Annotated in this window: 15 protein-coding genes; 4 read left to right on the forward strand and 11 right to left on the reverse strand. The window is 72.9% G+C overall.

Annotated elements, in window-relative coordinates:
• The first annotated feature begins 6 nt into the window (after nt 1-6).
• Both JEK78_RS21700 and JEK78_RS21705 read left to right on the forward strand, forming a co-directional pair.
• Entirely contained in the window at nt 7-1,515 is a 1,509-nt protein-coding gene (locus JEK78_RS21700; protein ID WP_200261856.1) for an NADH-quinone oxidoreductase subunit M, read from the forward strand.
• A complete protein-coding gene (locus JEK78_RS21705) occupies nt 1,512-2,924 on the forward strand; it encodes an NADH-quinone oxidoreductase subunit N (RefSeq protein ID WP_200261857.1) in 1,413 nt (470 codons plus the stop codon). Before JEK78_RS21700 ends, JEK78_RS21705 begins: the two co-directional genes overlap by 4 nt.
• 177 nt (nt 2,925-3,101) lie before the next feature.
• Here the strand turns inward: JEK78_RS21705 and JEK78_RS21710 are convergent, their stop codons facing one another.
• Both JEK78_RS21710 and JEK78_RS21715 read right to left on the reverse strand, forming a co-directional pair.
• Nucleotides 3,102-3,935, reverse strand: a complete 834-nt coding sequence (locus JEK78_RS21710) for a lysozyme (RefSeq protein WP_200261858.1) — start codon at nt 3,933-3,935, stop codon at nt 3,102-3,104.
• A gap of 248 nt (nt 3,936-4,183) precedes the next feature.
• On the reverse strand, nt 4,184-4,678 hold the full coding sequence (locus JEK78_RS21715; RefSeq protein ID WP_200261859.1) for a DUF5949 family protein: 495 nt from the start codon (nt 4,676-4,678) through the stop codon (nt 4,184-4,186).
• 338 nt (nt 4,679-5,016) lie between these two features.
• Here JEK78_RS21715 and JEK78_RS21720 point away from each other — a divergent pair, with 338 nt between their 5' ends.
• The gene (locus tag JEK78_RS21720; RefSeq protein WP_200261860.1) at nt 5,017-5,847 is read left to right on the forward strand and encodes a PP2C family protein-serine/threonine phosphatase; all 831 of its coding nucleotides are present in this window, start codon (nt 5,017-5,019) and stop codon (nt 5,845-5,847) included.
• Between the two features lie 47 nt (nt 5,848-5,894).
• Complete coding sequence (locus tag JEK78_RS21725) at nt 5,895-6,893, forward strand: MASE1 domain-containing protein (protein ID WP_200261861.1); 999 nt, start codon at nt 5,895-5,897, stop codon at nt 6,891-6,893.
• A gap of 71 nt (nt 6,894-6,964) precedes the next feature.
• Here JEK78_RS21725 and JEK78_RS21730 read toward each other — a convergent pair whose 3' ends face one another.
• The 9 genes from JEK78_RS21730 to JEK78_RS21770 form a co-directional block, all read right to left on the reverse strand.
• Nucleotides 6,965-7,792, reverse strand: a complete 828-nt coding sequence (locus JEK78_RS21730; protein ID WP_200261862.1) for an endo alpha-1,4 polygalactosaminidase — start codon at nt 7,790-7,792, stop codon at nt 6,965-6,967.
• Nucleotides 7,789-8,451 carry a spherulation-specific family 4 protein gene (locus tag JEK78_RS21735; protein ID WP_200261863.1) on the reverse strand — a complete coding sequence of 221 codons (663 nt, stop codon included), beginning with the start codon at nt 8,449-8,451 and terminating at the stop codon, nt 7,789-7,791. Before JEK78_RS21735 ends, JEK78_RS21730 begins: the two co-directional genes overlap by 4 nt.
• Nucleotides 8,448-9,377, reverse strand: a complete 930-nt coding sequence (locus JEK78_RS21740; RefSeq protein ID WP_200261864.1) for an NAD-dependent epimerase/dehydratase family protein — start codon at nt 9,375-9,377, stop codon at nt 8,448-8,450. Before JEK78_RS21740 ends, JEK78_RS21735 begins: the two co-directional genes overlap by 4 nt.
• Before the next feature lie 6 nt (nt 9,378-9,383).
• Nucleotides 9,384-10,097 (reverse strand): nucleotidyltransferase family protein, encoded by a 714-nt coding sequence (locus tag JEK78_RS21745; RefSeq protein ID WP_200261865.1) that lies wholly within the window; start codon nt 10,095-10,097, stop codon nt 9,384-9,386.
• A 58-nt stretch (nt 10,098-10,155) separates the two neighbouring features.
• On the reverse strand, nt 10,156-11,157 hold the full coding sequence (locus JEK78_RS21750) for an SDR family NAD(P)-dependent oxidoreductase (protein WP_200261866.1): 1,002 nt from the start codon (nt 11,155-11,157) through the stop codon (nt 10,156-10,158).
• A gap of 156 nt (nt 11,158-11,313) precedes the next feature.
• Entirely contained in the window at nt 11,314-12,681 is a 1,368-nt protein-coding gene (locus tag JEK78_RS21755; protein WP_200261867.1) for a hypothetical protein, read from the reverse strand.
• Nucleotides 12,678-14,195, reverse strand: coding sequence for a GT4 family glycosyltransferase PelF (gene pelF / locus JEK78_RS21760; RefSeq protein WP_200261868.1), 1,518 nt, complete (start codon nt 14,193-14,195; stop codon nt 12,678-12,680). Before pelF ends, JEK78_RS21755 begins: the two co-directional genes overlap by 4 nt.
• Before the next feature lie 45 nt (nt 14,196-14,240).
• Nucleotides 14,241-16,427, reverse strand: coding sequence for a hypothetical protein (locus JEK78_RS21765; protein ID WP_242483167.1), 2,187 nt, complete (start codon nt 16,425-16,427; stop codon nt 14,241-14,243).
• A 420-nt stretch (nt 16,428-16,847) separates the two neighbouring features.
• Nucleotides 16,848-17,366, reverse strand: coding sequence for a hypothetical protein (locus tag JEK78_RS21770; RefSeq protein ID WP_200261869.1), 519 nt, complete (start codon nt 17,364-17,366; stop codon nt 16,848-16,850).
• Between the last annotated feature and the right edge of the window lie 672 nt (nt 17,367-18,038).

Below are 18,038 nucleotides of genomic sequence, written 5' to 3' on the forward strand. Positions count from 1 at the left end.
GACCCGTTGCTCACGGCCCTCGTCGTCCTGCCCGTCGCCGTCGCCGCGCTGCTGATGTGTGTGCCGCGAACCGCGCCGCGCGCCGTCTTCCCGGCCGTGTGGATCGCCGCCGCCGCCGTCGAACTGCTGATCACCGTCATGGTGTGGGCGGGGTACCGCGCGGAGGGCGGCATGCAGTACGAGGCGCGGGCCCGGTGGATCCCCAGCGCCGGTATCGGCTACCACGTCGGGGTCGACGGGCTCTCGTTGCCGTTGGTCGCCCTCACCTGTGTGCTCTTCCTCGCCTGCGCGCTGTACGCCACGCGCCAACGGCGCCGCGTACGCGAGTTCGCGGCGCTCTTCCTCTTTCTGCAGACCACGTGCGTGGGGCTGTTCGTCGCCTTGGACCTGATCCTCTTCTTCCTGTTCTTCGACCTGTCCATCGTGGGGATGTACGCCGTCATCGCCGGCTGGGGGCAGCGAGGGGCCGCACGGTCCGCGCTCCAGTTCTTCCTGTACACCTTCGTCGGCTCCCTCGCCTTGCTCCTCGGCTTCCTCGGCCTCTATCTGGCCGCCGATCCGCACACCTTCGACGTGACGGAGCTGACCGCCGCGAACCCGCTGGCCGAAAGACCGGGGCAAGGAGCGCTCGTGCTGTCGGCGCTCGCCCTGGGGCTGGCCGTGAAGACCCCGACCGTTCCGTTCCACACCTGGTTGCCTCCCGCTCACACCGACGCTCCGGCGGCCGGGTCCGCGATCCTGGCCGGTGTGCTGCTGAAGATGGGCACCTACGGATTCCTGCGCATCGTGCTCCCCGTGCTGCCGGCCGCCTGGCGGGAGTACGCCGTCGTCTTCGTCGTCGTCGGCGTGGTCTCCGTCGTGTACGGCGCCCTCGTGGCGCTCGCCCAGAGCGACTTCAAGCGAATGATCGCCTATACCTCGGTCACCCACATGGGGTACATCGTGCTGGCGCTCGGCGCGGCGGGCGCGGTGTCGGTCGGGTCGGCCGACGCCGTGCGTCTCGCCGTCGACGGGGCGGTGTTCCAGATGGTCAGCCACGGGCTTCTCACCGGTGCGTTGTTCCTGCTCGCCGGGGTACTCCACGAGCGCGGACGGACCTACGACATGGACGCCTACTCCGGTCTCGCCGCCCGCGCGCCGGTGTTCGCCGCCCTGACCGGGGTCGCCGCGTTCGCCTCGCTCGGACTGCCGGGATTCTCCGGGTTCATCGCCGAGTTCCAGATCCTCGCCGGAAGTCTGGGGCCGCGCCCCGTCGCCACCGGGGTGGCGGTGCTCGGCCTCCTCCTGACCGCGGGGCTCTTCCTGCGGGCGCTCCAGAGCGTCCTCATGGGACCGCCTCGGCTGCCCGCCGGGGCGCCCGGCGCGACCCGCCCCTTCCGGGACATCGGGGGCCGGGAGGCGCTGGCGATCGTTCCCCTGCTCGTCCTCGGCGTCGTCCTGGGCCTGACCCCGCGGTTCGTCCTGGATGTCGTGGAACCGGCCTCGCGCGGGGTGCTGGAGCTGCTGGCACGATGACCGGCTCCCACCCCGACCCACTCGACCTGCTCCCCGAGGTGCTGCTCGCCGCCTCGGCCGTGCTCGGTCTGCTGCTCGGTGCGTGGCTGCCGCGCCACCGCCAGTGGTTGATCGGCGTGTTGGCCGCCGCCGCCTGCGCCGCCGGGATCGTGGCCGCCGCGGTGTCGGCCGCCGGGCCCGAAGGCACCGCGTTCCGCGGGGCCTTCGCACTGGACCCGGTCACCGCGACCGCCCGGATCGTCGTCCTCGGCGCGACCCTGCTGGTGCTGGTCCTGACACGGTCCGTCCTGCGCGGTCACGCCCGCGAGGCCGAGTGCTACGTGCTGCTCCAGCTCGCCGCCACCGGGGCGCTGGCCCTCGCCGGGGCCCAGGACCTGCTGCTGCTCGCGGCGGGATACCTGCTCGCCGGGGTGCCGGGCTACGCACTGGCCGGTTTTCTCAAGGACGGACCCGGTACCGAGGCGGCCCTGAAGTACTACGTCGTCGGTGCCTTCCTGGGTGTGCTGCTGCCGACCGGTGTGGTCCTGCTCCTTGCCGCCGGTGGCACCACCGCCTACGCGGAGCTCGGCACCGGACTGGCCGGCGCCCCTCCCGCCCTGGTCGCCGTCGGCGCCCTCGCCGTCCTCGCCGGGATCCTCTTCAAGGCAGGGGGAGTGCCAGGCCACTTCTGGGTGCCCGATGTCGTCCAGGGCAGCGCGGTCCCGGTGGCCGCCTTCCTCGCCACCGTTCCCAAGATCGGCGCTCTGGCCGCGGCCTACCGGCTCGCCGTCGTGGTGTCGGCGGGCACGGAGGTCCCCTGGACGGCGCTTATCGCCGTGTCGGCCGCCGCGTCGATGACCCTGGGGAACCTGGCCGCCTTCTTCCAGCGGGACGTCACGCGTCTCCTGGCGTACTCCACCGTCAGCCAGGTCGGCTATCTGCTGGTGCCGGTAGCCGCGGTCGGGGAGTCCGCCCTCGCCCGTCCGGCGCTGCTGTACTACCTCGCCGCCTACGCCGTCACCAACATCGGGGCCTTCGCCGTGGTCTGTGCCCTGCCCGGCTCGCGCGACCTGGAGGACTACCGGGGACTCGCCCGGCGCGTGCCCGTGCTCGCGGGCTCTCTGGCGGTGTGCCTCCTGGGTCTGGTGGGCACCCCGCCGACCGCCGTCTTCCTCGCCAAGCTGGAGATGCTCGGCGCCGCGCTCGACGGCGGCCTGCTCTGGGCGGCGGTGGTCGCAGCCGTCAACACCGTGCTCTCCCTCTTCTACTACCTGCGGTGGATCGTGCCCGCCTTCACCGGCCCGCCGGCCGAAGGGCCACGTCACGTGTCCGGGTCGTCGACGGCGGTCGCCGCCGGGGCGGCGGTGGCGTCGGTCCTCCTCGGCGTGCTGGGGGGACCGGTTCTGGCATGGACCTCGCCGGCCGGGTGACGCGGCGAATCCGCCCCCGCCTCACGCCCGGCGACGAGGCGGCTCGATCCGTTCCGGGGCCCGGCCCCCCGGCCCCGCCGCATGGGGGAGAGCCGGGAGACGGGCCCCACCCCGGACGACGGCCGCCCGGCCGTCGTCCGGGGTGGGGCCCGTGCGGACCCGGTGCTCCCGGCGACCTCAACCGAGGGCCAGGGCCCGCACTCTGTCGAGACCGCCGTTGAACCGGTTGTGGTCGCCGACGATGGGGCCGGACGACGTGTACTGCCACATGGTGTAGGTCGACCACCCCGACGGCAGCAGGCCGACGGTCGAGGCGTACCGGGCGGTCCACAGAGGTGTGTCGATGCCGAACCCCCGGTAGCCCCCGGTGCACTCCGTCCACCAGCTGGCCGAGGTGTAGATCACGGGCTGGCGCCCGGTGCGCGCCCGATAGGTGTCCAGGAAGTCCCTGATCCAGGCGACCATCTGACTCGGCGACTTGCCGTAGCAGGCGGCCCCGTACGGGTTCCACTCGATGTCCAGGGCCCCGGGCAGCGTCTTCCCGTCCCTGGACCAGCCTCCGCCCCGATCGACGAAGTAGTCGGCCTGGGTGGCCCCGTCGGTGGTGTCCGGGGTCGCGAAGTGATAGGCGCCCCGGATCATTCCCACGTTGTACGAACCGTTGTACTGCTGGGTGTGGTAGGGGTTCTTGTAGTAGGTCCCCTCGGTGGCCTTGACGTAGGCCCATTTCACTCCCGTCGCCCACAGCGCCGGCCAGTCCACGTTGCCCTGGTGACTGGAGACATCCACGCCCTCGGTGTGGAGTGCCCGGGTCCCGACGGGGGTGTCGAGTCGGCCCTCGTGGGCCAACACACCCTCGCCCATCTGGGCGGAACCGCGGGCGGGTCCGTCCTCGTCGGCCGGGGCCGCGGAGGCGCTGTGAAGCGGGAGAAGCACACTGGGAGCGGCGAGCAGCAGGCCCGCCACAAGCACGCGTGAGCGGCTGAACGCACCGACTATGACTGAGCACATGACCTCATCGGAGCCCTTGCGGGGCGGCGGCGCATCCCACGGGCGGCCAAACGGAGTGCCCCGGGAACCGGACGGGCGGGGACCGCTTCCACGAGTGTGGCGTGCCGCGGCCGAGCACGGCGCGCCCGGTCCCGCGCCTTGGAGACCCCGTCAGGGGCGGGCCGCGACGGCCGGACCCGTCGACCGCGGTCGGTCGGTGTGTGCCCGCCGGCAGCGAGCCCACACCGTCGCCGGCGGGCACCGCCCGCTCAGTCGCGGAGTCGCTGCGCCGGCAGCAGGACGTGGGCCGCCGATGCCAGGGTCCGTTCGTCGGAGGTGAAGTCGGCCAGGGTCGCCGCGTGTCCCGGGGCGGCCCCCTTCGGCCAAGGACGGGTGGCGAAGATGAGGTAGGCCGCGCCGCGCTTCGCCACCGCGGACAGCCAGGCGGCCGGAGGCACGAACTGGGCGTTGACGCGAGGCATCGTGAGCACCGCCGCCTCCGCCACGACGAGCAGGTCGACCGGCGGCCGGGGCCGCCGGCCGGTCGTGTCGACCAGGCCCTCGCCCGGCGGCAGACCCGCGTCCCGCAACAGCCGGGCCACTGCGGCCGACGAGCCCTCGGGGCCGTCCGCGCCGTCTCCCAGGGAGCAGGCCAGGAGGTAGGGGATGTCGCCGTCGGGGGTCTCGCGGCTCCAGGACATGATGACGAGCGTGCCGGGGTCGCCCGCGCGCACGGCGGGTGTGTCGGAAGTAGTGGAAGTCACCGCGGAACCTTAACCGTGCCTGGTGGCGGGTCCGGAGCGCGCTCACCCGGGCGGGTGACGCCCGCCCGGGTGTCCACACGAACGAGGGAAACCGGCGGACGCCCGACGCGCCACGGCCGCGGAGACCGGGGCCGGACGAGGTCCCGAGCGGGAGCGAGCCGCCGCCTACCCGGCGGACTGGATCGGGACTCGGGCCACGCCGCTCACGGGACGGCACCGGTGGGCAGGCGCGGGCACGATCGGGCCCGCCCCTCGTCCTCGGTCTCGCGTGCGGCACGGCGACACCCGGGAGACGGGCGCACAGTGGAATCGTGCATCCACGGTTCCCGGAGTGATCGATGTGGCGCAAGCGTTCGGCGGACGACGGCGACGCCCTGCTGGCCCGACTCGGCCGGCTGACCGCGCAGGCGCGTGACCTCGCCGTCCTGCGGCGGTCGCAGGTCGAGCTGGCCATCGCCCTGCAGCGGGACATGCTGCCCCGCCACATGCCCCGGGTGCCGGGCGTCAGGCTCGCGGTCCGCTACGCGCCCGCCGACTCCGGGCTGAACGTGGGGGGTGACTGGTACGACGCCTTCGAACTGCCCGGCGGGCGGATCGGACTCTCCGTCGGAGACGTGCAGGGGCACACCACCGAGGCCGCCGCGTTCATGGGGCAGGTGCGGGTCGCGCTGCGGGCGCTGGCCTCGGTCACCAGCGAGCCCGGCGAACTCCTTGCCCGCACCAACGACCTGCTGCTCAGCCTGGGCTCCGGCCTCTTCGCCACCTGCACCTTCATCCGGCTCGACCCCGCGGCCGGGAGCCTGGAGAGCGCCCGGGCCGGACACGTCCCGGCGGTGTGGGCCACGGCCGACGGTGGGTCGGGAATCTGCCTGGACGCCGGGGGACCGCCGCTCGGGGTCCAGGAACGGATGGAATATCCCGTCACCCGGTACCCGCTCCCGGCCGGAGGCGTCTTCGTGCTCCTCACCGACGGCGTCGTGGAGGGGCCGCGGCTCGATGTCGACCACGGACTCGCCCGGGTCGTGCACCTCGTCGAGGTCGGCGCCGTCGCCGGACTCGACGCCGACGCCCTCGCCGCCTCCGTGATCCGCGCCGCCGAGCACGTCGGACACGACGACGACGCGGCGGTGTTGGTCATCGCCCGCGAGCGCCCGGCGTCCCGACCGTAGGGCCGTCCGCGTGGCCCACCTCGCGGACGGGGGGCGCGCGGTGTCTCATGGCAGCCGTGGTGGGAACCCGTGCGTGGCCGCGGCCCGCCGTCCTCGCGCTGGAGACGGCGGTCGTCTCGGCGTGCTATTTCGCCGCGGGCCGGTTGGGCCTGCTGAGGCGGCTCTCCGTGGACGAGGCCGTGGTCAGCCCGCTGTGGCCGCCCTCCGGAGTCGCCCTCGCCTTCCTCTTCCTGCTCGGATGGCGAGCGGTGCCCGGCATCGCCCTGGGCGCGCTGTTCATCCTGATGAGCCTGACGACGCTCGGACCCACGGTGCTGGGGACGGTCTTCGGCAACGTGGCCGCCCCCCTCTGCGCCTACCTGCTGCTCCGCCGCGTGGGGTTCCGCACCGATCTCGGCCGACTGCGCGACGGAGTCGCCCTGGTCTTCCTGGGTGCCCTCACCAGCATGCTGATCAGCGCCTCCGTCGGCGTGGTCATGCTGGCGCTGACGACCGAGCTGCCCCGCGAGGACTTCTGGGCGGTGTGGCTCGCGTGGTGGGTGGGCGACGCGATGGGCGTCGTGATCGTGACGCCGCTGCTGTTCCTGGTGTTCCGGACTCGCCGGTTCCCCCTCCGGAACCGACAGAGGTGGGCGGAGGCGGCCGGCATGACCGCCCTCGCCGCCGTCGTCCTGCCCCTGGCCGCCTACAACGTCTTCAACCTGCTCTTCCTGGTCTATCCCGTGCTGATCTGGACCGCCCTGCGATTCCAGTTCGCCGGCAGCCTCCTCTGCGCGCTCGCCGCGTCCGTGGTGACCACGAGCGCGGCCATTCAGGGCGCCGGCTCCTTTCAGGACCTGACCGACGTCCAGATCATGGTCAAGCTCCAGGCCTTCAACGGTTCCGTGGGTTTGACGGCCCTGCTGCTGTCCGCGGTGATCAGCGCGCAGATCAACACCCGGCGCTCTGTGGAACGCGCCTGCCGGGAACTGGTCCAAGTGCTCGACAACCTGACGCTGGCCCAGCCGCGTCGGCCCCGTGGCCCCGCCGCCGACGAGGATCGCTGACCGGGGGCACGGAACCGCTCCCCCATCTCGCCCGTGCGCCTGGGGGGCGAAACAGGTCCGCCCCCCAGGGGTCAGCACGGTTGTCGCCACACCCCGAGCTCCAGCTTCTTCCTCATCGAAGACAGGCCGAGTTCGCGGGCCACCGGGCAGAACGCCCTCCGCGGCTCCGCGTACTCCACGTGGAACACGGCCTTGCCCGCGTCGATGAACGGGGTGAGCCGCTCGCACTCGTCGTATTGCGCGCACTCCTCGTTGACCGCGAAGTCGAAGTCCCCGACGAGTTGGGGGATCTGCCCCAGGTCGTTCTTGAGTCCGACCGCCATGCCGCGGTCGTGGGCGAGATCCGCGATCATCCGGTTGTAGCGGAGCTGGTCGCTCTCGTCGAGAGGGAAGCCGGTGTCGTGGGCGTAGCCGTCCATCAGGTCCGGCTCCACCGCGTCGAACCCCTTGCCCTGGCACATGTCGAGGCGACGTTCCATGATCGGCCGCAGCTCGGAGAGCCGGCGGATGTCCAGCCATCGCTCACCGGGCCAGCCGTTGACCCCTCCCAGCACACTCTCGGGGAAGTCGTCCGCGTCGGGCCGGAACTCCTCCCAGGCGCCCAGGTTGAGATAGCAGATGACCTTGCGGCCGTCGCGCTGCAGACCCGCCACGTCGGCCGCCGAGTTCTCGAAGCCGTCGATGTCGTAGACGGGCACGTCCACCGACGGGTCGACCCGGCCGTCCAACTGCCACTGCCAGGCCAGCCCCGGTTCGGGACGCCACCAGCCGTCCCCGGTCCGGTCCGGACCCGGCGACGGCGAGCCGTCGTCGGGGTCCGACCCGCCCCCGGAACAGCCGGCGACCAGGAGTGACAGCAGGACCAGCGGTACCGCGAACCGTCGCAGCAGCGTTCTCATCGCTCGGCTCCCGTCAGCGCGGGCGTCAGGTCGGACCAGGGATTGGGCGGTTCACCGCACACCGGACCGCAGACGGCCGCCCCGCGCTCTCCCGCGGTGCGCACGGCGAGGGGCACCAGCGCCTCCGGTACCCCGTACACCAGGTGGCAGAACCGCCCGGGAGGGTGGTGGCGGGTCCAATCCGGTCGGCTGAACGCCGCCACGTACGTCGACCACGGTCCCTCGAAGGTGACGAGCAGATCGGCGAATCGGGCATAGGCGCGGGCCGGGTGGACACCCGGGTTCAGGACCACCGGCGACACACCGGAGCGGCGCAGGGACCCGACGATGGCCCGGTACCGGCGCACGGCGTCCCTCGTGGCGCTCACCCGATCGAGGAAGCAGCCGTGTACCCCGTACCACTCCCGGTGCCGACGGACGTCCTCGGCGATCTCCGACGACGGACGGGAGCCGTAGGCGGTGTCGACGTAGCCCAGCAGCCGCGCCCCGGCGGTGCCGAGGGCCTCGCCTGCCGCCGTGAAGGCCGGGTCCGGCGCGGTTCCCGGGCCGTCGGCCGGGTTGACCACCACCCCGTAGGCGCGGTCGGCCGCCTCCGTGAGGCGCCGCCAGGCCTCCGGGTCCTCGGCGGGATGGACGTACAGCGGGACGAGGAAGCTCACGAGGGAAGCTCACCCGCGCCGTCGTGCGCGGGCGCCGCGGCGGCGTCCTCCCACAGCGCGGCCAGCGACTCGGCCAACGACCGGTCCGGTCGCCACCCCAGCGCCTCGCGGGCCGCCGAGACGTCGGAACACTGCCAGGAGACCTGCCCGGACCGGGCGGACCCGCCGTTCGCCCGCTCACGGACCTCGCCCCGGAACCCGGCCACCTCGACGAGGGTGCCGACCAGATGCCGGACCGGGACGGCGTGCCCTCCCGACACGTTCAGCACCCGCGGCAGGGGACCCGCCGCCGTGGCGGCGAGTTCCGCGGCGGCGGCCACGTCGCGCACGTCCACGAAGTCCCGGTAGGCGGAGAGGTCGCCGAGGCGGAGCACCGGGTCGGGGCCGGTGCCCGCCTGCCGGAGCATGCGGGCCACCCGGCCGGGCAGCCCCGAGGCGGGCGCGCCGGGGCCGACCGGGTTACCCACCCGCAGGACCACGGCGTCGAGACCCGAGGTCGTGACCCCGACCGTGCCGGCCAGCTTCGTCGCGCCGTAGGGGGCGGCCGGGCAGGTCGGCGCGGACTCCGTCACCCGGGAGCCGGTCTCGCCCGGTCCGTACTCGGCCGCCGACCCCAGGTGGACCAGCCGGGCGGCCGGGCGGGCCATCCGCAGCGCGGAGCAGAGCACGGCCGGCCCCCGGGCGTTGACCTCCGCGAGGGTTACGGGCGAGCCCCCGGTGGCCCCCGCGCAGTTGACCACGGCGTCCGGTGCCGCCGCGGCCAGGTCCTCGGCCAGCCGAGCCGGATCCGCGGTGGCCAGGTCGACGGTGAGGTCGGCGGCGGGGGACCGTCCGCCGCCGAGCACCACGGTGTCCGGACGGGCTCGCAGTCGGGTGGTGACGTGCGAGCCGATGTACCCGGCGTGGCCGAGAACGAGGATGCGCATGTGCGGTCAGGCTCCCTTGAGCAGAAGCGACTTGCGGCTGGTGAACTCGGCGTTGGCCCGGTCGTAGTCGTCGGGGCGCCCGATGTCGAGCCAGTAGCCGTCGAACTCGTATGCGTGGGGCGGGTTCCGGGAGGACAACAGGTCGAGCACCAGCTCGTCGAAGCCCAACGGCAGGCCCGCGGTGTAGGCGTCGAGGGTGGCGCGCGAGACGCCGTACACGCCCATGGACACGCGATAGTCCATGCTCGGCTTTTCCTTGAATCCGACGACGCGGCCGTCGTCCGTGGACAGGACGCCGAAGTCGATGTGCACCTTCCGGGCGTAGGTGGCCACCGTCAGCGGGGCCTCGGTCTCCCGGTGACGCCGCAGGACGTCGGCGTAGTCGAGGTCGGTGAGGACGTCGCCGTTCATCACCAGGAAGTGTTCCGGCAGTCGGTCGCGCATGGTCAACAGCGGGCCCATCGTGCCCAGCGGACTCTCCTCGGTGGAGTAGTCGACGCGCAACCCCCATTGGGAGCCGTCGCCGACGTACGCGCGGATGATCTCGCCGAGATGACCGATGGCGAGGGTGCAACTGGTGAAGCCCGCCCTGGCGAGCTGGCGCAGTACGATCTCCAGGATGGCGTGCTGGTCGCCGATCGGCACCAGCGGCTTGGGCAGCGCGGTCGTGTAGGGCCGCAGCCGGACGCCCTTGCCGCCGGCCAGGATCACTGCGTGCATGAACTGCTCCTCGTGTCCTCGGGTCCCGCTCGTCCCCGGGTGGACGTGCGGGTCGGGCTCAGATGTTGTAGATACCGGTCTTGTATCGGGCCAGATGGGCGGGGTCGCGGAAGAATTCGACAGTGCGTTCCAGGCCCCGCTCCAGGTCGTGGGCCGGGGACCATCCGGTCGCCTCGGACAGTCGTCGGGCGTCCGCGACCAACCGCATCACCTCGGACTTGGCCGGCCGGATCCGCTCCTGGTCCTCGCGAACGTCGAGGTCGGCGCCCATCACCTTGCCGATGAGGGTGACCAGGTCCCCGACGGAGATCTCCCCGCCGGTGCCCGCGTTGAAGGTCCGTCCGACCACCCGCTCGGCGGGCGCGGTGCCGGCCGCGAGAAACGCCCGCGCGGTGTCGGCGACGTAGGTGAAGTCCCGCGTGGGACGCAGATCGCCCAGGGTGATGGCGCGCTCGCCCGCGGCGACCTGCCCGATCACCGTGGGGATCACCGCTCGCATCGACTGACGGGGCCCGTAGGTGTTGAACGGGCGGAGCACCACCACCGGGGTGTCGAAGCTGGCGTGGTAGCTGTCGGCGAGCCGATCCCCCGCGGCCTTCGACGCGGCGTACGGCGACTGGGTGTTGATGGGGTGGTCCTCGGTGATCGGCACGGTCTGCGCCGTGCCGTAGGTCTCGCTGGTCGAGGTGTGCACCATCCGGGGGGTGCCCGCGGCGCGCACCGCCTCCAGCACGTTGAGCGTGCCGGTGACGTTGGTGTCCACGTAGCTGTGCGGGGCTCGGTAGGAGTACGGGATGGCGATGAGGGCGGCGAGGTGGTAGACGCAGTCGGCGGACTCGACCAGGTGCCGGACGGATCCCGGGTCCCGGACGTCCCCCAGGACGATCTCGACCTGGTCGAGGACGTCGGGGGAGAGCGTCTCCAGCCAGCCGTAGGAGGAGAAGGAGTTGTACTGTGCCATGGCCCTCACCCGGTGCCCGGAGGCGACGAGCGCCTCGGTGAGGTGCGATCCGATGAAGCCCTCGGCACCTGTCACGGCGGCGAGTGGTGCGGTGGTCACACGGGTTCCTTCCGGTAGATCGCGCGTCGATCGGCGCGGGGGTGGGTGGTGTGCGGACGGTGGTGGACTGAGTCCGCCGAGTGGTCCGCGAGAGGTGACGTCGGTGGCGTGTCGGTGCCCGAGGGGTCGGGGTGTCGAGCCCACGGCGACCGCATGTCAGGCGTGCGCGGCCGGGCGGCCGAGGAGTCGGACCGCGCAGACCACCAGGCAGACCCCAGCGACGGCGCAGGTCAGGGGGAGTACGGCGGGGTCGGCGGGCGCATCGGACAGGAGGAAGAGGCCGGCCGTTCCGGCCGCGGCGAGGCAGAGCAGCGCGGGAGGCCAGGCCACTCCGAACGCCTGGAGCAGCAAGGACGTCCACAACACGGCCGCCAGCGACAGGAGGGTCTTCGGCGCCGCGCCGGTCAGTACGGCCGCCGGCACCAGCGGTGCCAGGTACACGAGGAGACACCCGGTCAGCACGAGTGTCGATCGGAGTCGGAACCCGGCCGGTGTGCGGGTGGCCCGCAGCGCCGCGACGGACAACCCGCGGTAGCGGTACAGCAGCCACTCGGCCGGGCCCATGCTCAGGGTCAGGACGATCACCGACCAGAAGTGGCCGCGGCCGGCGAGCAGCACCAGACATCCGGCGGCCAGGCCGAACAACCCGTAGGGCAGGGAGGCCAGGTGGCGGGGACGGACGGCGTCGGCGCCGTCGTCGTCGCGCAGGGCACCGCGCAGAATCCGGCCCGCCGCGACCACGGCGCCGACGAGGGAGAGCGCGGGCAGGGCCACGCTCGGCAGAGGGCCGGGTTCCCACCAGGGCAGGGCCGCCGCCCCCGCGGCCACCGGCACCAACATGGCCAGGAGCAAACGCTCGTGCCCCAGCACGAGCAGCACCATGGCCGCCGCCAGATAGGCCGACTGTCCCGCCACGGCCCCCACCACCGGTCCCCAGCCGCTCACGACCGCCCCGGCGCCGGTGGCCAACGCCGCCCCCGACGGGGCGCCCACCAGCAGGGTGCGGGCCGCCGCCGACCGGCCGCCCGCCAGGGCCAGGTACGCCCGGTGGGCGAGGGCCTGACCCCATGCCCAGGACACGATTCCCGCCACCATCAGCGCGGGTACCCCGCCCGCCGGCAGCATCCGTCCGGCGAGCAGGTACGCCGCCCCCGGCAGCGCGAAGAGGGCACCTCGAAGAGCACAGCGCAGCACGTCGGGGCGCCACGGGTCGGGGACCGACGGCGGTTCGGGGTAGGCGCGGGGAACTCTCTCGTAGAGGGCGGTGGCCAGCGAGAACAGGTCGCGGTGCCCGTACTCCTCACGTACGGCGTCTCCGCTCAGACCCTCGGATTCCAGCAGTGCGGCCACTTCGTAGGGGTGGACGGCCGGCGCCACCCGGTCGGCGAGTTCGGCCGCCAGGCGGTCGACGGCCGCGAGCCGGTGGTCCACGGTCGAAGCAGGAGTGGGCCGCGGCCGGTCGGCGAGCCGCAGGGACAGCGTGTCCTCGCGGCCCGGCGGCTCCATCGACAGGGGACCGCTCACCCGGCCGTACCTCTCAACGGGACGGCGTCGGCATAGGCGACGTCCGCACGGTCCGTGCCGGTGACGTCGCAGACCCCGACGGCGAGTTCCAGGTAGATCGACCGGAAGGTGTCTATGGTCTGACGCAGGGTGAACTGTTCGATCACCCTCAGTCGTGCCGCCTCGCCCATCGCCCGCCTGCGCTCGGCGTCGCGGAGCAGGTCGACGGCGGCGTCGGCCATCGCCGCCGGGTCGCGCGGCGGAACGACCAGCCCCGTGTCGCCGACCGCCTCGCGGACGCCCCCCACGTCCGTGGAGACGGTGGCCCGGCCGCACGACATCGCCTCGATGAGCGTGAACGGGAAGCCCTCGCTGATGCTGGAGAGCATCACCACGTTCCCCGCGGCGTAGGCGTCCTTGATGTCGTCGACCCGTCCCTCGAAGGAGACGGCCTCGCCGTGGCCGAGTTCGGCGGCCAACGCCCGACACCGCTCACGGTAGGCCTCCCCGCCGCGTGGAGTACCGCCGAACAACCGCAGTCGAGCGGCGGGTATCCGTTCGCGGACCAGCGCGAAGGCCCTCACCAGGGTCTCCAGGTCCTTGATCGGGTCGATCCTCCCCGCCCAGCTGAGCACCGGGTCCGCCGGTTCCGGGCCGGCGGGCGGGAACGCGGCGGGGTCCACGCCGTTGTAGACGGTGCGGATGGCCTCCGGCCGGGCGCCGCCGCGCTCCTCCCAGAGCCGGTTGTAGCGGTTGCCCGGTGTGACCAGGGCGGCCTTCCGATAGGTCTCCTCCATCAGCAGCCGGAAGAACCCGAGGACGACCGCCTTCACGGGCCACCGGTACGGCGCGGTGCGGTAGCCGAGATAGCGTTCCCGCAGATACACGCCGTGCTCCGTCAGCAGCAGCGGCACCCCGTGCTGTTCGCGGCCGACCAGACCCGGCAGCACCGCGAGCCCGCCGCTCACCGCGTGCGCCACCCCGCGCTCCGGGCACGGCGCGGCCAGCGGACGCAACGAGTGCTCCAGCAGCGAGATCGCCGTCACCGCGTCGTGCACGGTCGGACGGGCCTCGCGGACGGCGAGACCGGGGCGGTTCCACACGGCGCTGAGGATCGAAACGGCCCGGTCGCCGCGCAGGAACACCCCGAGGGCGCCGTCGCCGGCGTACGCGGCCAGGCTGTACAGGGCGGGCCCGAAGCCGTCCTCGGCCTCGGGGTCCACCAGAGCGGTGAGGAACCGCTCGTAGGCGTCGGCCAGCCGCCGGCCGGCGCGCCCACCGGGCGTGGACCCGGTGGGCGGCGCCCCCCACATCGGTACGGACACGACGCGCGATACGTGGTCGGGCACGTCCCAGACGAACCGTTCGCGTCCGGTGCCCGTCACGGCGACGACCCCGAAGTCGAGGTCCGGCATGCCGGTGACCAACTGGTCGCACCAGACGCTGACGCCGCCGTGACTGTGGGGGTAGGTGCCTTCGGTGAGCAGGGTGACGTGCGCCGCGCCGGTTCGGCGCGCGCCGTACTCAAGGTGCATGGAGGTGCTCCACGGTGAGATGCGGGCGGTCCGATACGGCCTGACTCAGCGCTCTCGGCCGCTCGGGACCGCTCCGACCTCTGGGCCGACCGAGACCGGGTCGGCCGCCGGGCCGATCGGCTCCGGTTCGGCGACCGCTTCCGGGACGCGGGTGTCGGGCGAGGTTCCGGTGGCCTCCTCCGGCGCGTCCGGGTCGGCCGGAACGGTCTCCGGCTCGGCGGCGGACGGCAGGGTGAGCGTCAGGGCGTCGGAGCCGGCGTCGGTCCAGGCGGACCGCGCCCCGGCGTAGGCGTCCCCGTGCGGCGTCCCGTCCTGGAGGGTTCCCTCGGGGACGGTCGTGGTGATCGGGGTGCCCTCCGGTGCCCGCACCGTGACGGTGTCGCCGATGCGGTGGGCCTCCACGTCGCCGGCGGCGACGGCGGACTGCCACTGGTCCCGGCGCCGCAGCTCGACGCCGATGTCCTTCATCCGCAGGTTGACCACTGGGGTGTCGTCGGCGAACAACCCCGCGTAGTCCGCGAGGACGCCGTCGAGCACCGGGTAGGCGATGCGGTCCTCGGCGAGGTTGGACTGGTGGATGAAGTGCGGCCTGGGGTCGTTGCCCAGGACGTGGGAGAGCGCGATCCGCGTCTCCAACGGCACGATGTAGTCGTCGTAGCCGGTCGTGGTGTCCAGCGGGGCCGGAAGGCAGGTGGTGGTGTCCGGGTTGTCCTCGCAGATCCCGCTGCCGCCCTGGGCGCGGCTGGTGTAGATCCAGTTGTACTCGTCGACCTGCTCGACCTCGCGGCCCGCGTTGTAGAAGACGTTCATCGGATAGCGGGAGACCGTGGTGGCGGAGCCCACCTGCCGTTGCGCGGGGTCTCGCGAGTGGTCCGAGGCGAGCCACTCGATGCCGGTGTCGGCGAGCGCCGGGCCCAGGTTCGGGTTGTCCTCCGGCTGCTGGGGCAGGACCCACAGTCCGGAGTGCTCGCCGGTGACGAGTTCGTCGTTCTCCAGCGGAAGCTGGTTCGTCTCGCCCCACACGCGGTTGGTGGCGATCTCGTCGACGATGCCGTTGCGGGACATCCACTCGGTCTCGCCGTCGGCGTCGGTGGCGCACTTCCAGGGAACCACGGTGGTGTCCTGGACACAGCCGAGGAAGGCGTGTGTGTAGGTGTGGTTGATCCACCGGAACTCGTCCCGCGCGGCCACCAGGCTGTCGGTCAGCGGGTCCGCGCCGTCGTTCTCCTCGCGTGTGTCGACGCTACCGGCGGCGTTGTAGGCGAAGTCGAGGGTGAAATCGCGGTCCCGCTGCCAGGCCGTCGCGTGGTCGACGTCGTCCGGGACCATCCGGATCGGGTCGGGGGTGCCCTCGCCCTCGGGACAGTCGACGTCGCCCGGCGTGCACTTCAGCACGGTGTCCCAGCGGTCGTCGGCCGCGAGGACGTCGTCCACGTGTACCGCGAAGTAGTTGCGGGAGGCACCGAGGTGCACCCCGCCGGTCATCCACTCCACGATGCCCCGCGCGAGGAGCCGGAACTGCTGTTGGTACTGGTTGTAGACGAAGGTCACGACCAGCTCGCGGCGACCGTCGTGCTTGTACTCGCCGACGAGCGAGCCCTTGGTCGAGCCGCCGGGCGCGGTCGCCTCGACGTACGGGGTGAAGTCGGCGTCCGGCGCCGGCGTGGACAGGTACGCGTAGGACTCCCCGACGGTGGGGGAGTTGTCCTCGAACGGCACCGCCCCGTCCAGGTAGCCGAACGGTCCGGCCTTGCCGGCGGCCGTCACCTCGGCCTGGACACCGTCCACGCTGCCGGCGTAGCCGCTGCCCGCCGCGTAGTTCAGACCGACCTCGGGCCGGGCGTAGGTGTAGGCGTCGACCTGTGGGATCGCGTAGGTCCGCTCGTAGTCGACCAGCGCCGCCATCTCGTCGGACTCCGACGGGAACGGGTTGTCGTTGGGCAGGACGACGGCCTGGAACCGGGCACGCGGGCGACCGTCCACGGTGTCCGCCAGGAAGTCCGCGTCGATCGTCGGCCGATCGGCGGCCTGGAGGTCGACCTCGGTGTACGGCGTGCCTGCGGTCCGCAACTCGGCCGCGATGGCGTCGGTAGCGGGTCCGCCGTCGCTGACGACGAGTACCCGAAGGTCGATGCGGGCCTCCGTCGGGGCCGCGTGGGCGATGCCCGGCAGGCCGATCGAGGCGGTGAGCAGGCTCGCGGCGAGAGCCGTCGTGCCAATGGTGCGCTTCATGCGGTGAAATTCCCTCCCCAGGGCAGGGGTGGGCCGCTCCGTGCGCGGAAGTCCCCACCCCGTCGTACACACGCCGGCACCCCCCATGACGCCGGTCGCTGACGAATCCGTCGCGTCACATGGTGGTACCTGTGTGTAGAGATTGTGTGCCTGCTGCGAAACTTGACGGAAAAGTAGCACATATCCATAGGTCCGGACCCAATGCCCGTTTCCCCCACCCCCCGTCGGCGGCGGGTCGCCGGAGCGTCCGTACGCTGGCGCGCTCCGCCGTGTCGGGGTTCGGGGCGCGGGGTCCCGGCCCCCTTCCGGCGGGCCGGGGAGGCCCCCTCGATGTGGCCGGATCACGTCGTCGACTCGTGCCGAAGGGCGGCCGGCGCGGAGTCGCCGACCGCCCTCTGGGTCGCCTCGCGGAGGAAGGGGTCAGGAACAGAGAACCCGTGTCACGGGGGTGTGGACCGGGCCGCCGCCGGTGTTGGCGCCGTCGCTGAACTCGGCGTAGTAGTAGGAGTAGAAACCGAGGTCGCCGTTGCAGCCGGAATCGGCGGCGACCTGGAGCGTGAGGGTGACGGTGCGGCTCTCGCCGGGCGGGATCGTCGCCCCGTAGTTGCCTCCGAGGTCGGCGGGTCCCAGGCCGGCGCAGGGCGTGCTCCCCTCCGCCCCGGCCAGGCCGCACTCGGTGAAGGAGTACTTCAGGTCCGGACGCTGGGTGGTGAGCCAGGTCGGGTCGATCGTCTGGTAGACGAACAGGACGTCGAACGTCCGGTTGTTGGTGAGCGTCATCGACAGGTCCACCGTCCCGCCGGGCTGGACCGTTGCCGTGTCCGTCGAGAAGGTCAGGTCCGCCTCCGCGGCGGCAGCGGTCGGTGTCAGGCCGAACAGGGCCAGGACGAGGGCGAGGCCCGTGGCGAGACCGAGGCGTATCGTTCGTGTGCTTCGCATGGCCCGGCAGACTGGCACGCCCCGCTCGCACCGTCTGCACCGCCGGCACCGCGCGGAAGGTCGCACGGCCGGAAGTGCGCGCCGCGTGAAGATGCCGTGACGGAATCCCGCGCCCCCCGGCGCTCGCCGTTCCCGCACGCGGGACCGGCGGTGGGCCCTCCTGCCCCGCCCGGCGGAGCCCCGCCCCGTGCGAGACGCGCCCCGTGGGAAATGGCGCGTTCGACCCCGTGAGGCCGCCGCGTCGCGGTCGGACGATCTTGTGTTGGGCGAGGAATGCGGGTGGGGCGTGGACCGGGGCGGCCACGGTGAGGCCGCCGCACTCTGCGAGGTGCCCAATCCGGGCGTCGCGGCCCGCGAACACCGTCCCCGTGCGACGCGCTCGTGCCCTTGTGCGGGCCGGGACCGCCCGCCCGGCGGCGCGACGCCCACCCGCGACCCCGGAGCGGGCCCGGTCGCAGCGCGGCCGACCCGCGCCGGGCGGTGGTACTCGCGTGGCGGCTCGGCGTCCTGGGTCGGGCCCGCTCGTGGAGTCGCGGGCGCCGGGGGCGGCCACCGGGGTGGTGGAGGGGCGCGTTCGCTGCGGGACCTCCGGGAGGAGCCGCCGACTGGATCGGCTCGCCGGGAGGCGCGCCCCGGGGGTGGGCTGGCCTCCTCGTCCTCGGGCGGGCAGGA

Source organism: Streptomyces sp. HSG2, from assembly GCF_016598575.1.
Lineage (GTDB): Bacteria > Actinomycetota > Actinomycetes > Streptomycetales > Streptomycetaceae > Streptomyces.